The organism is Deinococcus aestuarii (genome assembly GCF_018863415.1).
Lineage (GTDB): Bacteria > Deinococcota > Deinococci > Deinococcales > Deinococcaceae > Deinococcus > Deinococcus aestuarii.
Genome location: NZ_JAHKSN010000018.1, coordinates 71,750 through 91,327, shown reverse-complemented (window position 1 = coordinate 91,327; position 19,578 = coordinate 71,750). Strand labels below are relative to the sequence as shown.

General features: G+C 68.8%; 17 protein-coding genes. 10 read left to right on the top strand and 7 right to left on the bottom strand.

Translation table 11 applies throughout. From position 1 onward, the window contains the following. Nucleotides 1-275: 275 nt before the first annotated feature. From IC605_RS18220 to IC605_RS18210, 3 genes are all read right to left on the bottom strand, one after another. Nucleotides 276-905, bottom strand: coding sequence for a type II toxin-antitoxin system HicB family antitoxin (locus tag IC605_RS18220; protein WP_216327487.1), 630 nt, complete (start codon nt 903-905; stop codon nt 276-278). A gap of 79 nt (nt 906-984) precedes the next feature. Further along, a complete protein-coding gene (locus tag IC605_RS18215) occupies nt 985-1,236 on the bottom strand; it encodes a hypothetical protein (RefSeq protein ID WP_216327485.1) in 252 nt (83 codons plus the stop codon). A 126-nt stretch (nt 1,237-1,362) separates the two neighbouring features. Then, complete coding sequence (locus IC605_RS18210; protein WP_246581012.1) at nt 1,363-2,298, bottom strand: tyrosine-type recombinase/integrase; 936 nt, start codon at nt 2,296-2,298, stop codon at nt 1,363-1,365. 100 nt (nt 2,299-2,398) lie between these two features. Here IC605_RS18210 and IC605_RS18205 point away from each other — a divergent pair, with 100 nt between their 5' ends. The 5 genes from IC605_RS18205 (at nt 2,399) to IC605_RS18185 (ending at nt 7,277) form a co-directional block, all read left to right on the top strand. Next, nucleotides 2,399-2,509 carry a type IV toxin-antitoxin system AbiEi family antitoxin domain-containing protein gene (locus IC605_RS18205; protein WP_216327483.1) on the top strand — a complete coding sequence of 37 codons (111 nt, stop codon included), beginning with the start codon at nt 2,399-2,401 and terminating at the stop codon, nt 2,507-2,509. Nucleotides 2,510-2,988: 479 nt separating this feature from the next. Continuing rightward, nucleotides 2,989-4,374, top strand: a complete 1,386-nt coding sequence (locus tag IC605_RS18200) for a DUF234 domain-containing protein (protein WP_216327482.1) — start codon at nt 2,989-2,991, stop codon at nt 4,372-4,374. A gap of 321 nt (nt 4,375-4,695) precedes the next feature. Then, entirely contained in the window at nt 4,696-5,724 is a 1,029-nt protein-coding gene (locus tag IC605_RS18195; RefSeq protein ID WP_216327480.1) for an RNA ligase (ATP), read from the top strand. Beyond that, nucleotides 5,724-6,314 (top strand): 3'-5' exonuclease, encoded by a 591-nt coding sequence (locus IC605_RS18190; RefSeq protein ID WP_216327476.1) that lies wholly within the window; start codon nt 5,724-5,726, stop codon nt 6,312-6,314. The genes IC605_RS18195 and IC605_RS18190 overlap by 1 nt, the downstream gene beginning before the upstream one ends. Nucleotides 6,315-6,635: 321 nt before the next feature. Further along, nucleotides 6,636-7,277, top strand: a complete 642-nt coding sequence (locus tag IC605_RS18185) for a metallophosphoesterase family protein (protein ID WP_216327473.1) — start codon at nt 6,636-6,638, stop codon at nt 7,275-7,277. Between the two features lie 241 nt (nt 7,278-7,518). Here IC605_RS18185 and IC605_RS18180 read toward each other — a convergent pair whose 3' ends face one another. Then, complete coding sequence (locus tag IC605_RS18180; RefSeq protein ID WP_216327470.1) at nt 7,519-8,664, bottom strand: hypothetical protein; 1,146 nt, start codon at nt 8,662-8,664, stop codon at nt 7,519-7,521. Between the two features lie 78 nt (nt 8,665-8,742). After that, the gene (locus IC605_RS25210) at nt 8,743-9,051 is read right to left on the bottom strand and encodes a GNAT family N-acetyltransferase (protein ID WP_343216661.1); all 309 of its coding nucleotides are present in this window, start codon (nt 9,049-9,051) and stop codon (nt 8,743-8,745) included. A gap of 191 nt (nt 9,052-9,242) precedes the next feature. Between IC605_RS25210 and IC605_RS18170 the strand changes: the two genes are divergently transcribed. Further along, complete coding sequence (locus IC605_RS18170) at nt 9,243-12,512, top strand: hypothetical protein (RefSeq protein WP_216327467.1); 3,270 nt, start codon at nt 9,243-9,245, stop codon at nt 12,510-12,512. A 165-nt stretch (nt 12,513-12,677) separates the two neighbouring features. On the opposite strand, the gene IC605_RS18165 is transcribed toward IC605_RS18170, so the two are convergent. Then, entirely contained in the window at nt 12,678-12,992 is a 315-nt protein-coding gene (locus IC605_RS18165; RefSeq protein ID WP_216327464.1) for an HNH endonuclease, read from the bottom strand. A 155-nt stretch (nt 12,993-13,147) separates the two neighbouring features. On the opposite strand from IC605_RS18165, the gene IC605_RS18160 reads away from it, so the two are divergent. Both IC605_RS18160 and IC605_RS18155 read left to right on the top strand, forming a co-directional pair. Further along, nucleotides 13,148-13,732 (top strand): ParA family protein, encoded by a 585-nt coding sequence (locus IC605_RS18160; protein WP_216327461.1) that lies wholly within the window; start codon nt 13,148-13,150, stop codon nt 13,730-13,732. After that, complete coding sequence (locus tag IC605_RS18155; RefSeq protein ID WP_216327458.1) at nt 13,729-14,013, top strand: hypothetical protein; 285 nt, start codon at nt 13,729-13,731, stop codon at nt 14,011-14,013. Before IC605_RS18160 ends, IC605_RS18155 begins: the two co-directional genes overlap by 4 nt. A 1,078-nt stretch (nt 14,014-15,091) precedes the next feature. On the opposite strand, the gene IC605_RS18150 is transcribed toward IC605_RS18155, so the two are convergent. Beyond that, a complete protein-coding gene (locus IC605_RS18150; RefSeq protein ID WP_216327455.1) occupies nt 15,092-15,529 on the bottom strand; it encodes a hypothetical protein in 438 nt (145 codons plus the stop codon). A 307-nt stretch (nt 15,530-15,836) separates the two neighbouring features. Between IC605_RS18150 and IC605_RS25425 the strand changes: the two genes are divergently transcribed. Together IC605_RS25425 and IC605_RS18140 are read left to right on the top strand one after the other, a co-directional pair. Then, the gene (locus tag IC605_RS25425; RefSeq protein WP_216327452.1) at nt 15,837-18,836 is read left to right on the top strand and encodes an AfsR/SARP family transcriptional regulator; all 3,000 of its coding nucleotides are present in this window, start codon (nt 15,837-15,839) and stop codon (nt 18,834-18,836) included. A gap of 70 nt (nt 18,837-18,906) precedes the next feature. Next, nucleotides 18,907-19,254, top strand: coding sequence for a hypothetical protein (locus IC605_RS18140; RefSeq protein ID WP_216327448.1), 348 nt, complete (start codon nt 18,907-18,909; stop codon nt 19,252-19,254). Nucleotides 19,255-19,578: the final 324 nt, after the last annotated feature.

Below are 19,578 nucleotides of genomic sequence, written 5' to 3'. Positions count from 1 at the left end.
GTCAAAAGACCCGCGCTTCCACGCAGATGCCGTGCTGAGTGGGTTGGTGAAACGGCTGGCGGGGAAGTTTGAACAACTGGTGCCCTTCCTGAGCGAGCTGTCCTGGCAGGGAACGAATAACGCGGCAGAACGGGTAGCCCGGGCTTTCCGTCGCTGGCAACGTCCACATTACCGCTTGCGAACCCAAGCGTCCCTGGAGCGGCAACTGTCAGGCCGAAGAAGTCGGCTGGGTCAAGACCTTTCGCCTGCGGGCAGATGTACAAGGGGGCGCAACATCACGACCTTGGCGCTTTGAGCTCAGGAGTACAACGCGAACGGCGAAGTCTCAGAAGATCCCGATACGTCTTACACCCTTTGTATACCGCCTCAATCTCCGTTTCCAGCTCGGCGACACTCCATCCCATCCCCTGGACCTTCTGGTTCTGAACGGCGAGCGCCGTCAGGTACACCACCACCAGGATCAGAATGAAGCAGGCGGCGAACAGAAGCCGGTCGAGGTCTTGAATGTTCGAGGTTTTCAGGAAGCTCAGGATCGGGATGGTCGCCAGGGCGACGACTCCATTCTGTCGTGCCCGCTCCTCGGCGACCTTGGCATTCGCCAGCACCCGGTCGAATTCCGCCTTCGAGAAATCCAGCAGCTTCTCGCTAGGTTTCTCCTGGAAAGCGTCGAGAGCTGGGCACACCCACATGAATACCGCGGGGGCAGACGGCTCAGGTGCTGAGGGCGAAGGCGGCTGGAAGTCATTCGCCGCCATCTCATGCAGGTGGTCGCGTAAGGCCTCGGGCAGCTTCCCGCGCAGAGCGTCCTCACTCTCAGCCCCCACGTGCAGGTCGGGCAGATCGGGAAAGCTAGCCTGCCAGCTTCCGCCCTGCTCTTTAATCAGCGCCAGGTATGGGTCTTGCATGACGTCCCCCTGCTCAAACTCTACGGCGCTGGCACGTCAGTCTGCGTAAGACGCCGTAGGCTCTCCTTACCCTCCTTCATCACGGCCAGCAGGCCACCTTGTCCCGCTCCAAGCTCGCCGCGAAGACCTGCATTTCACAGCTCTCATTCTCCTTGGCCTGCAAAAGCCACGCTTCCACGTCCTGCACGCATTTCTCGCGTACCGCATGCACAAAGCGGTGGGTCAGTTCACCCACCGAAGCCAACGCAGGCAGTTTCTCCGTCAGTGCGGACAGAACCTGGTGTTCCTCCGGGCTCAGCTTTTCCGGATCGCGCCAGATCAACCAGGCCAAAGCTTTGGGCGTGAGTCGTAGCCCCCATAAGCGCTCACGCCCATAGACGAGGCACTCGACTCGGGCGGCCTGGGTCTTGGTTGCCTCTGCTCTTGCCCAGAGGCAACCAAACACTCATATCGGCGATCACCAGCCGGAGAGCCGCCGCCTCAGTCCCTCCTCACTCCACTTGGCGTAGATGCGCGCCGTCTCCAGCGCGGAGTGGCCCAGGTGCCGGGCCACGTCATCGAGGGTCGCGCCCTCCCGCATCAGCCGCGTCCCGGCATAGTGCCGCAGGGCGTGGTGCCCCCGGTAGGAGACGCCCGCCCGACCGCACAACCGCTGGAGCCGCTCCACCGCCGCCGGGTAGCTGCCCCCGATCACGGCTTCCCCACGAGGCAAGGAGGCCAGGGCTGCCCGGAGGCTCTCCCCGAACACGACCTTGCGTCGCTTCCCACCCTTGCCCGAGCGCACTATCAGTTCGCGTGCGGCGAGGTTGACGTCCGCCCACTGCAAAGCTAGGGCTTCGCTGATTCGAAGGCCGCCATGCGCGCACAGCAGCAGCAGGGCCTGCATTCGGGGCTCGGCCGCGTCCAACAACGCCCGCACCTCCGCTTCGCTGTAGGGGGAGCGCTTGTCCCACGCTGCCGTCTTGTCGCGAACCGGCTGCACGTCGGAGAACGGAGCAGCCTGACTCGCCTCCGCCCAGCGTAACGCCTTATAGAACAGCCGCACCCCCGCGAGCTGCACCCGGGTACTCGCCGGACTCAGCCCCCCCGCCTCGACCGTCCGGACAAAACGAACTCCATCCTCGGTCGTCATTCGCAGCAGGTTCACCGCCTGCTCCCCCACATACGCTAGGAACCGCCCGACCGCCCAGCGGTAGGCCTTCAAGGTCCGGGGGCTGGTCGCCGTCCCGCTCGCTCCGTGCAGGGTGAGGTACGCCTCGGTCAGACTCCACAGGGCCTCCCCGTCCCGGTCCCTTGCCGCCTCGACTGCCCGGCGTCTCCTCTCTTCAGGCAGCAGGTCACCCCAGCCCTTGGCCCGGTCGAGGGCTGAGCCCCGGTACACGTCGAGTGTCATGACCCCATAGATAACACACCTTAACTCTGGGTCGGGCGCAGAGCAGCGGGGATGTTCAAAACTGTAGGACGGTCAAGCTTTACTTCCTACACTTATGAACATGGCAGGTGAAGGGGCGGAACCGGTGCTCGAACTGTTCGCCCACCACGGCGGGTACCTGACCTCACGGGACGCGGCGCGGGCAGGCGTGCCGGGCGTGACCCTCACCTGATTGTTGCGGCAGGGGGTGATCGAGCGGCCCCAGCGCGGGGTGTACCGCTTGGTGGACGTGGGGACCCAGCCGAAGTCAACGCGGAGGCCGGGGACCTCCTGAAAGTGCAGTTGCGCTTCCCCTATGCCTACCCCTGCCTCGTCGGCGCCCTGCACCTGCACGGGTTGCCTCGGCCTGCCCGGCATCCTCCGTCAGCTGGCCCACCACGTTCGTTCCGTCCTGGACAAGCTCGAGCCCGGCGTGCAGGCGTTCGAACAGGGGAAGGTGGTCCCGCACCCAGGCCAGCAGCGCCCCGGGATGGACGTCGACGGGCAGCGGGAGACGGCGCACGCCGCCGTGGTACTCCTCGGGGGCAAAGCCCTTGGGCCACTCGGAACAGGACCTGAGGACCAGCCTTCCGTTGCGCCTCATGGATATCTTCAAGGGATCAGCCCCCTTGTACCTAATTGAGATTAGGCTAATTTTTGTTATACTGACTCGTGTTTCTGGGACGCCGTCAGGAGTTGACCCTGCTCGAACGGGAGTATGGCCGTCCCCGTCCCTCATTGATTGTCGTGCGGGGGCGGAGACGGGTCGGCAAGTCCACCCTGCTGCTGCACAGTCTGCGGGACCGGCCCTCGGTCTACTACCAGGCCAGCCGCCTCACCGCCGCCGACAACCTGGCCCTCTTCCGGCAGGCCGTTGTCACCGCCCTTGGAGATGATCCCGTGCTGGCCGGGCTCAGCACCTGGCCGGCGCTGCTGGCCTATCTGGCCGAGCAGGCCCGCACCCGGCCCGGCCTCACGGTCGTGCTCGACGAATTCCCGTACCTCGCCGACGCCGAGCCCGCCCTCCCCTCGCTCATCCAGGGGGCCTGGGACCGGATTCAGGCCACGGGCCTGCCCCTCAAGCTGGTGCTGTGCGGGTCGAGCATCAGCTTCATGGCCGAATTGCTCGCCGAGCGCAACCCCCTGCACGGGCGACAGACGCTCGACATCGACCTGGCCCCGCTGTCCTACCGCGAGGCGGGCGAGCGCTTCGGGGACTGGCCCCTCGACGAGCGGCTGAAGGCCTACGGCGTCTTCGGCGGGATGCCCTACTACCTGGCGCTGTGTGACCCGACACGGACCTTGCAACAGAACGTTGAGGAAGTGATCCTCGAACGCGGCGCTCCCCTGCACGACGAACCGACCCACCTGCTCCAGTCCGAACTCACCAGCGTCGCCCGCTACGCCTCGGTGCTGCGGGCGGTGGCGGACGGGTGCACCCAGTGGGGCGAGATCGTCAGCCGCCTGCCGGAACTGGGGTCGGGCTCGCAGCTCGCCCCCTACATGACCCGCCTCGAGGGGCTGCGACTCATTGACGTGAGCCGCTCCCTGGACAATGACGAGCGCGCCCGCAACCGGCGCTACCGGCTGGGTGATCCCTTCCTGGCCTTCTGGTACCACTTCGTGCTGCCTCACCGCTCGGCGCTGGAGGCTGGGCACGTGGACTGGGTGTACGGACAGCGGATCGCGCCGCAGCTCGACCGCTTCCTGGGGGCGACCTTCGAGGGGATCTGCCGGGACTTCATGCGGCGCTACGGTCAGGAAGTGTTCGGGGTGCCCGCCCGGGAGGTGGGGTCGATCTGGGCGGCGGACTACGACCTGGACGTGGCGGCGACGCTGCTCGACGGGCGGGTGGTGTACGGGGAATGCAAGTGGTGGGAGGACCTGGTGGGGCTCAACGTCCTCGGGAAGCTGCGGGAGTCGGCACAGAAGACCCGCTACGGGGGCGGGGAAGCGGAGTTGGCGCTGTTCTCGCGGCGGGGCTTCACCTCCGAGGTGCAGGGAAGTGGCGTGACGCTCGTCGATCTACCCCGGCTGTACGGGGGGCCAGCGGCTTAAAGGCGTGTGGGGTGGTCGGCTCGGCCACTCCCGCGGGGAGGTCAGCTCACCGGGCTGGGCAACCGCGGCAGACCCCGGCGACGGCGCTGGACCCCGGAGCACCTTCATCCTGGACGGTTGGGGCGACGGCCTGCTCCGCCACGCCCACGGGAGGAGGCGACGGTTCCAGGCTGGAGAACGCCCCGTGAGGGGCGTTTTTCGTGTCTACCCGATGCGCCACCTCGCGTAGTTCCGTGTGGGCGGGATAGCCGATGTTCGCCCTCCTGACCTCGGATAGGCTCCGCTGCGGCAGCGTGGAGACTGCCGAACAGGAGACCCGTCATGGCCGAACGTCAAGTCATCAAGGAGCGTGCCCGCCTCTTCCCCCACGAGGGCGCCGACCGCCTCGAACTGTGTAAGGTCGGCGCCTTCCAGCTCGTCGTCCGCAAGGGCGAGTTTCAGGACGGCGACCCCATCGTCATCGCCCCCGAGCGCGCCGTCCTGCCTCCCCACCTCGCCCAGCGGTACGTCAACGCCGAGACCAGCGCCTCGTACCTGCACGGCCCCGAGCACGACCGGGTCGGCCCGGTCCGCCTGCGTGGAGAACTCTCCCAGGGCGTGATCCTCCCCGGCGAGGGGCTGGAGGACCTTCCCTTCGGCGAGGACCTCTCGGGGCACCTGGGCATCACCTTCTGGGAACCGCCCATCCCGATCCACATGGCGGGTGAGGTCGCCCCTCTTCCCGTGGTGGGGCACTACATGCATCACGACGTCGAGCAGTTCGGCATCTACGCCGGGGAGTTCCAGGCGGGTGAACCCGTCCTGGCTCACGAGAAGCTTCACGGCTCGCAAGGCATCTACTACCGCACTGCGGCAGGTGAGTGGCTGGTGACCAGCAAGGGGCTGTCCCGCAACCGCCTCACCCTCAGGGAGAACGCGGGCAACGTGTACTGGCAGGCCGCCCGGAACGTCGGGCTGTTCGAGGCGGCGGACGCGGCCTTCCTAACCGGTGAGGTGCAGGTGTTCGGGGAGGTCGTCCCGGTGCAGAAGGGCTTCACCTACGGGACTCGCCAGCCGACCGTGTTCGTGTTCAAGCTCGTTCACGAGGGCCATGTACTCCCCCGCGCCGAGTGGCCGACGTGGTTCGTGGAGCACGCCGTCCCACTGCTGTACGAGGGACCCTTCGACGTGGCGACCCTGCGGGGGCTGCGCAACGGCCTGGAGACCGTCTCGGGCCAGGGCATGCACATCCGCGAGGGGATCGTGGTGACGCCGCTCGTCCCGCGCCTCACGAGTGACGGGCGGGACCTGAACCTCAAGCTGATCTCCGACGCCTACGCCAAGAAGGAGACCGGGGAGGAGTACAGCTGATGCCTCTGCTGAATGTCATCGACGTGGAAGCGACCTGCTGGGAGGGTGAGCCCCCGCCCGGGCAGCACAACGAGATCATCGAGATCGGCGTGTGTGTCCTCGACCTGGGCACGCTGGAGCGGGTGGAGAAGCGCAGCCTGCTCGTGCGCCCCGAGCACTCCGAGGTCAGCGGGTTCTGTATTCAACTGACGGGCCTCACGCCCGAAGAGGTGGCGAGCGGTCTCCCCTTCTGGGAAGCCTGCGAGGTGCTGCGCCGTGACTTCCAAAGTGCCTCACGCCCGTGGGCGAGCTGGGGCGACTATGACCGCCGGCAGTTCGAGCGGCAGTGTGAGGGGGACGTGCCGTACCCGTTCGGCGCGGGTCACACCAATGCCAAGGGGGTGTACGCGGCCGGGTACGGGCTGAAGCGGGCGGGGATGGTCCGGGCGCTCAGGCACGCGGGGCTGCCGCTGGAGGGCATCCACCACCGGGGGGCGGACGACGCCTGGAACATCGCAGCGCTCATCGCCCGGATGGTGCGCGACGGGGTGTGGCAGCGGGCGGCCCTGCAAGCCCTGACCGACCTCGACCAGGAACTGGGCCTGCTCTGATGGCACCGGGCTGCGCACCCGGGCGTACTCATGGCGCTGGACGGCCGGGCACGTCCAACACCGCGAGCACGGCTGGAAGCCAGGGGCCAGGTCATCAGCACTGCTGGGGCACCTGGTCGTCTGGTCACACCACCACGGCCAGGCCGCCGTCCTCGTTCGTGCAGGGCCCGGAAGATGAGGACCAGGGCACATCGGGCAGCTCCACCGCAGCTCAGGGGCTACGCTGGGGCAGTGAATGCTATCCACCGGAACAACCTCCTCCTGGTGGGGGCGTGGTTCCCCCCCGCACGCCGGGCATGAGATCGGCAGAGGAGCCTGCCCATGAGACTGGTCTGCATCGCCGACACCCACGGCCTGCACGACCAGGTCCGCCTCCCGCCCGGGGATGTCCTGCTGCACGCCGGGGACGTGAGCTGCCATGGTCGGCTCGACGAGATCGGCCGCTTCCTGAGCTGGTTCGGCCGGGTCGGTGACTTCCGGCACCGGGTGATGATCGCGGGCAACCACGACTTCGCCTTCGAGCGCACGCCCCACCTTGCCGAGGGGCTGATCCCGGACAACGTCACCTACCTCAAGGACTCGGGAGTAGAGCTGGACGGCGTGCGGTTCTGGGGCAGTCCCGTCACGCCCGAGTTCATGCGCTGGGCCTTCAATCGCACCGACGAGGAGTTGCGACAGCACTGGGGACAGCTCCCGGCGGGGGTGGACGTCGTGGTGACCCACGGGCCGCCCCGGGGCGTCCTCGACCGCGTGCTGCCGGAGGGTCAGGCCGTCGGGTGTCCGCACCTGGGCTGGGTGATCGAGCATTTGCGTCCCCGGGTCCATGTGTTCGGGCACATCCACGAGGGGTACGGCCGGGAGAAGCGCGGCGGGGTGCAGTACCTCAACGCCGCCGTGTGCGACGCCCGCTACCGGGTGAGCCAGCCACCTCAAGTGGTCGACGTGGGGGAGATGAGCGGGTAGGCGCGACGACCCGCCGCATCGGCTATTCGGGGCAGTTGTGCTGCCGGACAGTCGCTTCGCAAGCACCAGAAAGCGGGAAACGCCGGTGCCCACCCATCAACCCACGCTGGAGGTAGCTTCGGTAATTGCACGGCTGGTCCATTGAAAACGGCAGGCCCACAGGGGAACGAGACCCGATTCCAACATTTTTGTACGTACAAAAATTGCGGAATCGGGTCTTGTCTCCCACAGGTCCTCTCCCTCAGCGCCGCGAGTCGGGGATCACCTCCTCGAGGGGCCGCCACCCGGTCATTCGTTGCACCCGGACAGTCAGGGCCGTCAGCTCCCCACTACCAACGGGGTCGAGCGCGAGGAGTTCCCGCTCGGCCCACGCCAGCCATCCCTGGAACGCCTCGGTCCCGGTGTCGGGGGCGCCCTGCGTCTGGGCTCGCACCCAGTCGAGGTAGGCCCGCAGCCGCTGACCCTCCTCCCAGCGCCGGGCGTAAGCCAGCAACGTCTCCCGGCAGGCCTGCTCCTCCTCACGCCGCCGCCGGAGTTCCGCCTGCCGCTGCGCCTCGAGCATCCGCAGCCGCTGGGTCTCCAGCTCCTGCTGCCGGCGGCGCTCGGCCGCCACCGCCTCGGCCCGCCGCCGCTGTTCGGCCCGCCCCGGCACCGCCCGGAACGCGCCGATGATCCCGGACATCTGGTCCTCCAGCGGGAGGGGTCCGTCGCGCCAGGTGGCTGTGGGCACGTCCCCCGTGGGGTCCAGCACCAGCAGGCTCAGCTCCCCCGTCCCCCGCGCCTTCTGCCGCGAGGGTGTGTCCCAGGTGGAGCGGGCGGGCAACAGGGGCAGCCCCTCCTGCGCCTGAGCCTTCTCCTTGAGGCGCAGCCGGACCTGCTCGCCCCCCACCTCGAGGAAAGTCGAGCGGTGCTGCGCCGTGACCGTCATTCCCGCGGCGCGGGCCTCCTCGATCAGCCGCGACATGACCTGTAAGGCCCGCGGCAGGGCGTCGCGGGAGACCATCAGGTCCAGGGACTCCGTCGTGCCGGTCCAGGGGGGAACGAGGCGACCCCACACGTCGGTGTCCGCCCCCTCGTAGGCCCGCTCGGTGCGCTGCACCACCCGGGGACGGGGGGACGTCTGCGCCACAGGGGGTGGCACAAAGGTGGGCCGCTCAGGCTTGGCCTTCTTCGTCGGTGTCTCACTCTTGGGCAGGGGGACCCGTTTCACCGGCTGTCCCGCCCGCAGCCGGGCCCAGTAGCCGCGGGGCGGCTTGGGAATGTTGCGCCGCGCGCAGGCCTTGGTCAGGGCCGTGCCCGTGATGCCGAGGTCGGCGGCCACCTCCTCGGCCGGTTTGGACCACACCAGGTCGTACAGCTCTTCGCGGGAGGGCCAGGTTCGGAACATGCTCCCAGCATGTCAGGAGCGAGCGCCTGGACACGCACGTTCTTCCAGGTTTTCGTCATCCTGCTCGTCCAGCGAACACTACGGAAGCTGCCGGATCGTCTGCATCGGGAGGAACAGCTTGAGTGGCTGATCCCTGAAGGGGACGAAACCCAGCCGGGCGTAAATTTCCGCCCCCTTCTCGTTCTTGGCGTCGAGGACGACCGCGTAGGACGCTACGGTCTCCGCCGCCCGTGCGGCCTGGCGCAGGGCGTGCAGGATCAGATTGATGCCGATGCCCTGACCACGCAAGTCCTTGTGGATGGCGACGCGGCCCAGGAGGGTCACCGCCACCTGCGGATAGGGAAACCTCTGGGCCTGGGTCCCGCTGAAGGCCTCCTGACGCGGCACGCTGGCGGATGAGAGGGTGTAATACCGTGTCTCCTTCAGATTGAATTGGTCAAGGTAGCTATATATCTAGGCTTATAGGTTTGTACACACCTATACGCCTTCTGCTCCTCCAACCGTGGCCCCTCTCAGGTGAGGATTTGCGCCGCAGGCGGAATGTTCTTTGCCCTAACCTGAGCAGCAAGGACCTCCCCTTGAACACTGCCGACCTGCTCGCTGAACTTGAACCCCTGACCCACCATGCCCGCGTGAGGCGCATGGTCGAGGTCGGTCGCCTTCCCGCCCGGGAGCGGGACGCTCTCCTTGACGAACTGCTCCGCGGTGCCGTGTATGAACGGCGTCTGGCGGCCTTCGCCTGTTTCGGCAGCCGGGACGGGGAGCGTGCCTCTCAGGCAGCCCTCGACCCTTCCCGTCACGTCCACGGTCTCGCCGTCCGGCTCGTGGCGATGCTGTGCTCCGATGAGCAACTCCTGGCCCTTCTGGGGGAGCTGCCCGCCTCCCGCCACCGCCCGATGCTGGGTCGGTGGCGCCAGGCCGGGCGGCCCAGCACCCCCGTCGACACCTGGATCGAGCAGCTTCTGGAGCAGGGCCGGCGGCAGGAGGCCTGGTCCGTCCTGCCGTACGCCTCTTCCACCCTGGTCGAGCGGCTCTTCCCCGAGTTGCTGGACGACGGCGGATGGACGACCGGCCCGGGCTGGGAACGGACGGCCCGCTGGCATCCGCAGGTGGCCGGGCAGGAGCTGCTGAGGCGGGCGCGGGCGAGCACCGAGTTCTCCGCCCTGCTCACGCGTCAGGTGAATATCATCTTGCCCGGTCTGGGGGAGCGTGCGCCGGACCTCGCGCTGGCCCTCGTCCGGGAAGTGGCGCGCACCACCCCCGTAACGGGCCTGATGCTCTGGAAGCTGGCGGTCACCAGACCACAGGAGGTGGCGGCCCTCATGCTGGATTCGGAGGACGCCCCGCCGCCCTTCCTGAACCTGACTCCGCGCCTGCGCCGTCTCCCGCCGGAGGTGATCGAGGCGTTGCTCCGCCGCAGGCCGGGGGTGGTGCCCGGGGCGGAGCAACGCTACGGGAAGTTACGGTCCGAACTCCGCGCGCGGCTGGCCCCGGCCTTCATCGACGTGTTCAGGACGTTGGAAGGGCTCCTGCCCCTGCCTGTCGTGCACCACCTGCCGGCGGAGCTGCGGGTCCGGGAGGCCCGGCGTCACCTCCGCCTGCCCTTTCTCCAGACGCGGGTCCTGCCAAGGCTCCAGTACGCGGCCTTTCTCCCGTGGGAGGAGGCGCGGGCGGTCCTGAACGAGCCCCTGCGGTCACCGGACGCGGAGCAGCGCGCTCAGGCCCTCACCAGCCTGGCCTTCTGTATTCGGTACGAGCGTTCCCGGCAGGTGGAACTGCTGGCCCTCATGACCGCGCGACGCAACGAGCAGGATCCGGTGCGCCAGGCGATGCTGCGGGGTCTGGCCGAGCTGCCCCCCGGCTTGTGGCAGGAGGAGAGCCTCGACGCCGCGGGGCAGGTGATCGGGGACGCGCTGAACGCCGCCGACCTCTCCCACCAGACGGCCGCTTTCGCCGAGCGGTTCGTGCTGGGCCTGCTGCCCTTCCACCCCGGGTGGAGTGCTGCCTGGCTCGCGCGGATCGTCCAGGCTCGCGGTCAGGTGAACCTTGGGGACATGGAGCGTCGCCTGACGAGGACCACGGCACGGGAGGTCGTTGCGGCGCTGCTCCCGGTGCTGCGTTCCTGGGAGACGCGGGAGCGGGAAGGCCAGCTGATCCAGGCGCTGACCGGCCTGGGCAAGTACGTGGCCGACTCCGAAGACCTGCTGCGGATACTGGAGGAACGGGTCCGGAACTCCAGGAGCACCTGGGTCTCGGCGGCGGCGTTGGGGCTGCTTCGGGAGCACGCCCGCGGGCGCTTCGCGGCGCTGGTGCCCCTCCTGCTGCGCCAGGACCCCAGCTGGGCCACGCAGCCGCCCGTGTACGAGCACCTGCACCGCGAGCGCCAGGACCTGCTCACGCCCTTCTTGGGACGCCAGGCTTTCAGTGGACGGTTCAGCACTGGGCTCACCCGCTTCGTCCTGCCCTTCGCGGCGGGCTTCACCCGCTGGACCCTGAGCCAGCAGCAGACCTTCGCCCAGACCCTGATCGAACTCAGTGGGGACGGGAAACGGGATTACCCGGGCGTCTGGCGGGCCCTGCACGGGCTGGCCGCCCTGCCCTCCCCCGTTCCGCGTGGGGGGACCTCTGCTGAGGACCCACCCCTTAAGCGACTTACGACGGTGGCCGACGTCCGGAACACCACCCTGGCGCTGCGGGACACGGCCCTGCGCGCCCTGGGCCGCCTGGACGAGGGACGGGGCGTGCCCGCGCTGCTAGGGGCGCTGGAGGACGACCGCGCCCGGATCGCCATCTACACCCTGCGGCGCCCGCTCCTCGATCTGCCTCCCGACCGGGCGCTGGAACACCTGCTGAACGTCCCACGTGAGCGGGTGACCGTCCTGAAAGAGGTGGTGCGCCTCATCGGGGACCTGCCCGGCGCCCCGGCCTCCCAGGCCCTGCTGGCCTTCGCCGGGCAGGACCTGCACCGGGACGTGCGGGTGGCCCTGCTACGGGCGCTGTGGAACCACCTGAACCGCCCCGAGACCTGGCCCGTCCTGCTGGCGGGGGCCCGGTCCGGGGACGCCGCGCTCAGTGACGGCCTGGTCCGGCTGCCGGGCCAGAACCTCACCGGGGACAGCCGGGAGCGGTATCTGGAACTCCTCCAGGCCCTCCTCACCCACCCCGAACCGCTGGTCAGGGTGGAGACCCTGCACCACCAGCGGCCGGTGACCGACCCGCAGCGCCGGTTGCTCGGCACGCTGCTGGGAAGCCTCGCCTCTCCCCACGAGCAGGAGACGGCGGCGGCCGCAAGGGTGATCTTCGCTTCCTACTCGGCCCGGGATGCAGGGGCCATCGGGGAGGCGTTCACCCGTCTGCTGCCCGACCGCCGTGCCCTGCGGGGGGCCGTCCTCGCACTTCAGGCGGCGGCCTCCGGTTCCAGACGCCGGGCCGCCCCCATCGCCGAGGCCGTGCTCGGGGCGCTGGCCGCCGACCCCCTGACCCTGCCGCTCCAGGTGAGCCTCGCCACCGCCGCGCTGGACTGGGACGTTCTGGGAGAGCGGCTCACGCGTTGGGCCGAGGGGAGCGAACTGCACGCGGAGGCATTGATGTCGGCGGTGAATGCCCTCCGCGCGGCCCGCCACCGTCCGGACGTGCAGGAGGTGGAAGTGCTGGAGCAGGCTCTTGCCGACGGCCCGGAGGGAGCAAGGCGGCTGGCCCTCGAGGCCCTGATCCTGGCAGCGGAGACGGCAGGCGGCTGGACCCCCGAGCGGTTGGGGCGCCTGCGGGCGTACCGGGCGAACTCATCCCTGCTGGTGGCGAGCACCGCGCAGTTCGTCCTGCCCGAACAGGAACTCGCCGAGGGGTGACATCAAAGGCCCCCCCAAACCCTCCTCTGCTGTGCCCGTCGGGAACTCCCGGAGAGAGATGCAATAACTATCTATCTAGGTATGTAGATAGCTTCCTATAAACCTATATTTCAAGCGTAGACGGGTGGATATTCCTTGGAAGGGCGTCTGCCGAAATCGCCCGAGTCAACCCGGGAGGATGCCCTCGAACAGGGTGCCTCGCCGATCCTCGCGAATGACCTGAAGGAGTTCGGGGAACAGGAGGGGCTGCCCCCGCTTCTCACAGCGCAGGTGGTACTCGAAGTGGGCGTGGTAGCGCTGGTTCGGGAGGACGAGGAGGTTGTCCCAGGTGTTGTTGAGGGAATCCCCATCGCGGTGGTGAACGATTTCCCCCGGCAGGAGCGAACGACCCAGCATGGTTTCGGCCACCTTGCGATGTAACAGGACCGTCCGGCCCGTCTCCCGGTCCCAGCATTTGATGTAGCGTTTGCGCCTCCGCATCTCCTCCACCTTTTCTACACTCTAGGAGACTAGGTAGATAGCTCCATAGGGCGTCATCCCTCTAGGTCTGTAACCTACTATAAACCTATAAGTACAGGAAGATATATGCAGAGTGGGATAGACACCTATAACGCTAACCACCTAGACTTGTAGCTATGAAGACGCTCGCCATTCTGAGTCTCAAGGGGGGGGTGGGGAAGACCACCACGGCGCTCTACCTGGCCGCCGTCGCGTCCAGCCAGGGACAGCCCGTGACGGTGATCGACGCCGACAGCGAGCACAGCGCCCACCGCTGGGCCGCCCACGCCGAGCTGCCCTTCGAGGTGATCCAGGGGGAACCGGACCGCCTGGCCCGGCAGGTCAAGGCCGCGGGGGCGACGGGGGGGCTGGTCATCATCGACACGCCGCCCAACTCCCGGGAACTGCTGCTGCGGGCGGGTGGGCTGGCCGACGCGGCGCTCGTTCCCGTCGCGCCCACGGGGCTGGAGGTAGACCGCTTGCGGCCCACACTGGAACTGCTGGCGGACCTCCAGGCGCAGCGGGAGGACCTGGACGTGGCGGTGCTGCTCACCCGCTACAACCCGCGGCGCCGCCTAGCCCGGGAGGCGGAGGAAGCCCTGACCGGGCTCCCCGTCCTGAATGCCCGTATCCGGGAACTTGAGGCGTACAAGGCTGCGTTCGGCGGAACGCCCACCGAGCTGGACGAGTACGCCGCCGTCTGGAAGGAGTTGCAGGAATGACCCGGAGCAAGAGACCCAAACTCGGCGAGGTCCTGCGAGGAGGAGAGCCGGTGGTGGCTGCACCTGTGACAACGACTCCCCCTGAGCCTCCTCAGCAGGGGAGGGGAGAGGTCGACACCCCTGCCCCCGTTGAGAAGCCGGTGGAGAAGATGGTGCAACTCAACGTGACGGTTCCCCCGGAACTGAGGCGGGCCGTCCGCATCAAGGCATTGCAGGAGGGAGTGGAGGTGAGCGCCGTCGTGCGAGAACTCCTCCAGGCCTGGCTCAATCAGAAGAGCTAGGCTTGTAGGCACCTATGTTTCTAGGACATCTAGAGCCTCTGGGGTCGCTCTCCAGCCTCGGAGGCAGCGAGATGAAGCCTCTGCGGACGGGGACACCCCGGAACAGGCTGTCGCCAATCTGGCGATTTACCGTGCCGTCCTGAATCGTCCGGCCGGTCATCTGCCACAGCACGCCGGGGTAGACGGTGCCCTCCGCCCCGTCAGGAATCAGGCTCATCAGATCAGGCAGGACGCGGTCGTCCCGGTGGCATGGCAGCCGCCGATAAGGGCGACGAAGTTGGTGCCGCCGACCTGGCCCCGCCGACGCCACTCGGCCTGCCCCGGGAGGGCGGTGGTGGTCCTGGGGCATTCGCGCCTGCCTGGGCTGGGATGTTCTCCAGGCGGCCGACGCCCTGCAGATCGAGGTACCGGATGGTATTTCCGGTCAACCCCTTGAAGGCGAGCTGGACGGGGTAGGCGATGCCCTGACGAATCTGGATGGTCTTGCCGAGGACCTCGGCATTGTTGAAGTGAACGCCGCTGAGAGGGAGCGGCGGTGGACCTGCTCCCACATCGGCTCCAGTTCGGTCCGGAGCTGTTGGCACTCCGTGGGTGTCAGCCCCACCAGCCGCTCGAAGGAACGCACTCGGGATTTCAGCTTCTCCAGCCGTAACACGCCTGATCTGACCTGTCCTCGCTTCTATCGCGCAACAGGTCTTGAGACCTCGCCAACGGCATCAGCAACTTGAGGCCCGCCTTCCTGCGAAGTGCACGCCGGGTCAGGGCGTTCGGGGGCGCACATCCTCCATCCTCAACCCATCATGGACGCGTGGTTCCGACGGTTCGGATGCTGGTGTTCAAAGGGGAGAAGACGGGCTTTTTCTGACCCCCATACCTCCAGCGGCAGAACGCCGGGCCTCCCGTTGACCGTGGGCAGGCTCCCGGTGCCTCTGCGTGGGGCGGCGGTCACTGAGAAGGCGGGCCCCGAACCCCGCCGTCCACCAGCACGGCGGGTGCTGGTGGACGGTGAAGGTGTCCAACTCGAAGGGGCTTCACCATCTCCGGAGCAGGTCGCCCTGTTGGCGTCCTCCTGACCCGCCTAACGCCGCAGGTGACCCAACGCGAACTGGCAGGGATCGTTTTCGCACGAGGCCATGATGACGGCGAGCGTGTAGCTCGTGCTCCGGGCATTGCTCGGCACCGTGAAGTCAACCGTGGGTCGGTCATTCATGGCGAAGTCGGAGGCGACCCGCGTATTGTTCGCGTCGTACACGACGAGGTCGAGGTCCCTGCAGTCCGCGTCACAGACGCCGAAGAAGCGGTAAGTACGGCCGCGGACGAGGGTATAGCGGTAGGTAGCGCGGCCGCTGTCCTCCAGGTCCCCTACGGTCGACGACAGGATCTCCCGGTACGGGGGCGTGTGTTCGTCCAGCATGTTGTCGTACTCGTCCTGAACGACCGACCCCATGAAGTCGTCGGCGTGGGCGAAGGGCGTGGCGGCAAGGGCGACAGCGGCAAGCAGAACAGTACGGAACATGGGCTCTCCCTGGGGACGCGGGGCCGGCACAGGCCGGGCGGGCAGTTCGGGGGGCCTGCCAGGCTGTGCGCTCCGCCCCGCGTCGGCGCACCGACCCTGTCAGTCCAGACCGCTCACCCTGTAGGTGAGGGAGACCCAGGGCGCGGCCTGCCGCCCCTGGGCTCCTGGGGTCAGCCTGCGCTGCTCCCGGGAAAGCACCGGAGAAGACCATGAGGCCCTGGGAAAAGGGTGAGGTGCCTATACTGAGAACACGTTCCGGCGTCTCCCGGTGGTCCGCGTCCGTCTCCTCAGAATGTTGGAGGTGTGGGTGGCTTCTCCCGACGTGTCAGGGTTGCGAGAGCAGATCCCGGGTCCCGTTCACCGCGAACTGGCCCGCCTTGAGCTGCTTCGGCAGTTGGACGCGAATGAGGGCCGCCTCACGGTCCTGGTGGCCCCGGCAGGCTATGGCAAGACGACCCTGCTGGCCCAGCAGGCGCGCGCCCGGCCGGGCCAGGTGGCGTGGGTCAGTCTGCGCGAGGACGACGCCGACCCAGAGGTGCTGAGCCGCAGCATCGTGCTCGCCCTGCGCCGGGTCGCGCCCGGGCTGCCGCTGCCGCAGTGGGTCCGGCGGCAGGAGTCGGGCGGCTCCTCGGAGGGGCTGGCCCTGGCCCTCGCGGACGACCTCACCGCGAGCACGGTGTCCTTCGATATCGTGCTGGACGGGACGGAGGTGCTTCAGGCCGCGGCCGAGGGCTGGCTGGAGCGCTGGCTGGACGCTCTGACCGAGGGCCACCGCGTTTTTCTGGCTGGCCGGGCGGAACCGGGAATCGGCCTCGCCCGGCGGGCGGCGCGGGGAGACGCCCGGGTACTCGGTGTGGCCGACCTGGCCTTTACCCCAGAGGAGACGGCGGCGTGCCTTCGGGACCTGCCCCCTCCGCTGGAGCCGCAAGCAGTCCATACCCATCTGGACGGGTGGCCGGTCGGGGTGGCCCTCGTGGCCAGCGGCGCGGCGCCGCAGCTCACGCCCGCCGACCTGGTGGCGGACGTCCTGGGCCAGCTGCCCCGGCCCCTGCGGGAGCGCCTGCCGGAGGCCAGCGTGCTGGAGGTCTGGACGGAGGAGGGCGCCGTCCAGGCCGGCCTGTCTCTGGCGCCCGGCTGGTTGCGCGAGGTGCGCCGGGCGGGGCTGCCCCTCACGCCCCTGGGCCGAATGTACCGGCCACACCAGCTGGTGCGCGAACTCCTCGACTCGGAACTGCGCGGCCAGGGGGAGCGGCATACCCAGCTGCACTTGGCGGCAGGTCAGGGGGCCGAGCAGGCCGGTGACGGTCTGCGCGCGCTGGGGCACTACCGCGCGGCCGGGGCACCGGGCGAGGTCCTGCGCCTGGCCGAGCACCTGGCGGCACAGTACGAGACCCGTGGAGAGCACCGTCTGGTTCGCCAGGTGCTCGAGGCCGTGCCAGCAGGTCAGTTGCCGCCCAGGCTGCAACGGCTGTTCGGCCACGCCCTGTTCGAGACAGGCGAGGCTGGCCGAGGTGAGCTGCTCCTGCGGCAATTGCGGGAGGAGGGCGGAACCGACCCACCCCTGCTGTTCTCCCTGGGCGTCCTGGCCGCCCGGGCGGGGGAGTCGGCGCGGCAGCTTGAGCTGGCCGAGGAGGGCCTGCGCTGCGCCTCCGACGCGAAGGACGTCCGGCGCCTGCTGCGTGTCAAGGCTTCCGCGCTGCTGACGCTGGGCCGGCATGTGGAGGCGGGCGAGGTGGCACGCGCCGCGGCCGACTTGGCCCACGCGGGCAACGACTTGGTGGAGTTCGGCGCGGCGCTGGCCGCGCTCCAACTCGCCTACCGCCTGTCGGGACAGGAAGAGGCCTGCGAGGCCGCGCTTCGCCGGGGGCTGGAGGTGTACGAGGCACTCGGCATGCCCAGCCGGGCGCTGCTGTTACAAAACGACCTGGCGGACCTGCTGCGCGAACGGGGCCAGGAGACCGAGGCGCTCGACCTGATCGCGCGGGCCCTGCCCGTCGCCGAGCGGGAACACAGCGTCGTGCAGGCGCTGCTGCTGGAGACGAAGGGGGACATTCACTTCTGGCGGGGGGAGAACCAGGCGGCGGCCGCACAGTACCGGTTGGCCGTGAGCTTGTGCGGCCGCTTCAAGTTCGACGCGCTGGCCTCCCGGGTCCTGCCACGCCTGGTCGAGGCCGCCCTTCGCAGCGGCGATCACCCGCTCGCCCTGGAAGCGTTGGCCTGGGCGCGCGTGGTGGCTCAGAGCCCGCAGGAACATCCGGACGCCGCGCTGCGTTTCTGCGAGGGGCTGTGGGCCCGGGCCCAGCAGGACTGGACGGCGGCGCACCGCTTGTTCTCCCAGGTGACGGGCGCCGGCCTGGGTGCGGCCTTCTCGTCTGGTATGCGGGGCGCGCTCTACGCGGCGGAGGCCGCCACCGAACTCGGCCAGTTCCGGCGCCCCGAGGCGGAGCGGGTACAAGCCGCGCTCTCGACCGCTGAGAGGCGGCACTTCTGCCCTGGCGACGGCGAGGTGCTGCGGCGGGTGGCCGCCGCCTGCGCCCGGGTCGGTCGGCCGGGGGACGCCTTCGTGCGGCTGATGCCCCCCTCGGTCCCGCGCCCCCTGTCTCTGGCGACCACGCTTCCCCTGCACATCCAGTCGCTCGGTGCCGTGCGGGTAACCCTCACGGGCACGCCGCTCCACCTGCCCCTGAGCAAGTCGGCCGAGGTGCTCGTGTGGCTGGCCCTGAACGGTGAGGCCACGCGGGACCGCATCGTGGACGCCCTGTGGGGAGGGTCGGACGAGCGGCGTCACGTGGAGTACTTCAAGGTGGCCGTGCGGCACCTGCGTCTGGCGCTGGCCGCCCATCCCGCCGTCACCTTTAACCCGCTGCCCTTCGAGGCAGGGGTGTACCGCCTCTCCGAAAGGTTCACCCTGGACCTCGACGCGGGGCTGGCGCGGCGGGCCCTCGTGTCCCTCGCCCCCCAGGACCTGCGCCGGGCGGTGGAGGCCTACAGCGGGGCGTTCCTGCCGGCGGTGGAGGCGGAGTGGGCCGAGCCGGTCCGCGCCGACGTGCTGGAGGCCACGGTGGCGGCGGCCACGACGCTCGGAAGCCAGCTCGAACGGACGGCCCCCGGGGAGGCGGTGGCGTGGTACGAGCGGGCCATCGAACTTGACCCCCTCCACGAGGACGGGCACGTCCGGTTGGTGCGGCTGCACACCTCGCTTGGACACGAGGTGGCGGCCCGTCACGCCTCCGGGCGCTACCGCCGCATGCTGCGGGAGGAGTGGGGGCGCGAGCCCGAGGAGGACCCGGGGCGAAGATTCGAGTGAAGTTGCCCTTCTCCGGGTCTTCCCCGCTGAGGGGTGATGCTGTCCGCACCTTCCACAGAGAGGAGACGAGATGAATTTCGACGACGCGGTGACGGAACTGGAGCGGATTTCCGGGATTCCTGGTGGCCCTGGCGCGGGGTATATCGTGCCCCTCCTGCCGGAGACGACCGGCCCGGCCCTGGCCTCCGTGCTGGACCTGCCGAGGTCACTGCTGCGCACGGTGGGCGAGCAGTTGGCCGACGTCGGGAATGGCGTGGCGTGGACGGAGAGCGAGCGTATCTCTGGTCTCCACGCGCTGACGACCTTCATGCTGTCCTGGCGGGCGAGACCCGAGGGGCTGATGTACTTCCAGAACGACCTGCACACGCTGTGTGGGGTGCTGATTCCCCTGAAGGGAAGGGGCCGTGCCCGCCCCTGAGCTTGGCCCCCTCACCCGCCCCCTGTTGATCACGGTAATTCTGCGGCTGCGACCGGAATTGAACGCCAGAGCCGTGGAGGAGGCTGTGGAGCGCATGCTGACCAGCGGAGAGGAGCCGGAGGACCTGACCCACCTGTGGGAGGAGGTGAATGCGGCCATGGCCGCGTTGCAGCTCAGCGCCCCTTCCGGGGAGAGGTGAGCCCGGGCAGGGGACGGGCGTGTCCTCGTGGCCACAGCGTCCATTAGGCCTTTGACCGAGAGCAGGGGGCGGGAGAGGCCAGGCAGGAGCATTCGCACGCCAAGCACCCTCGGAGGCCTGGTACA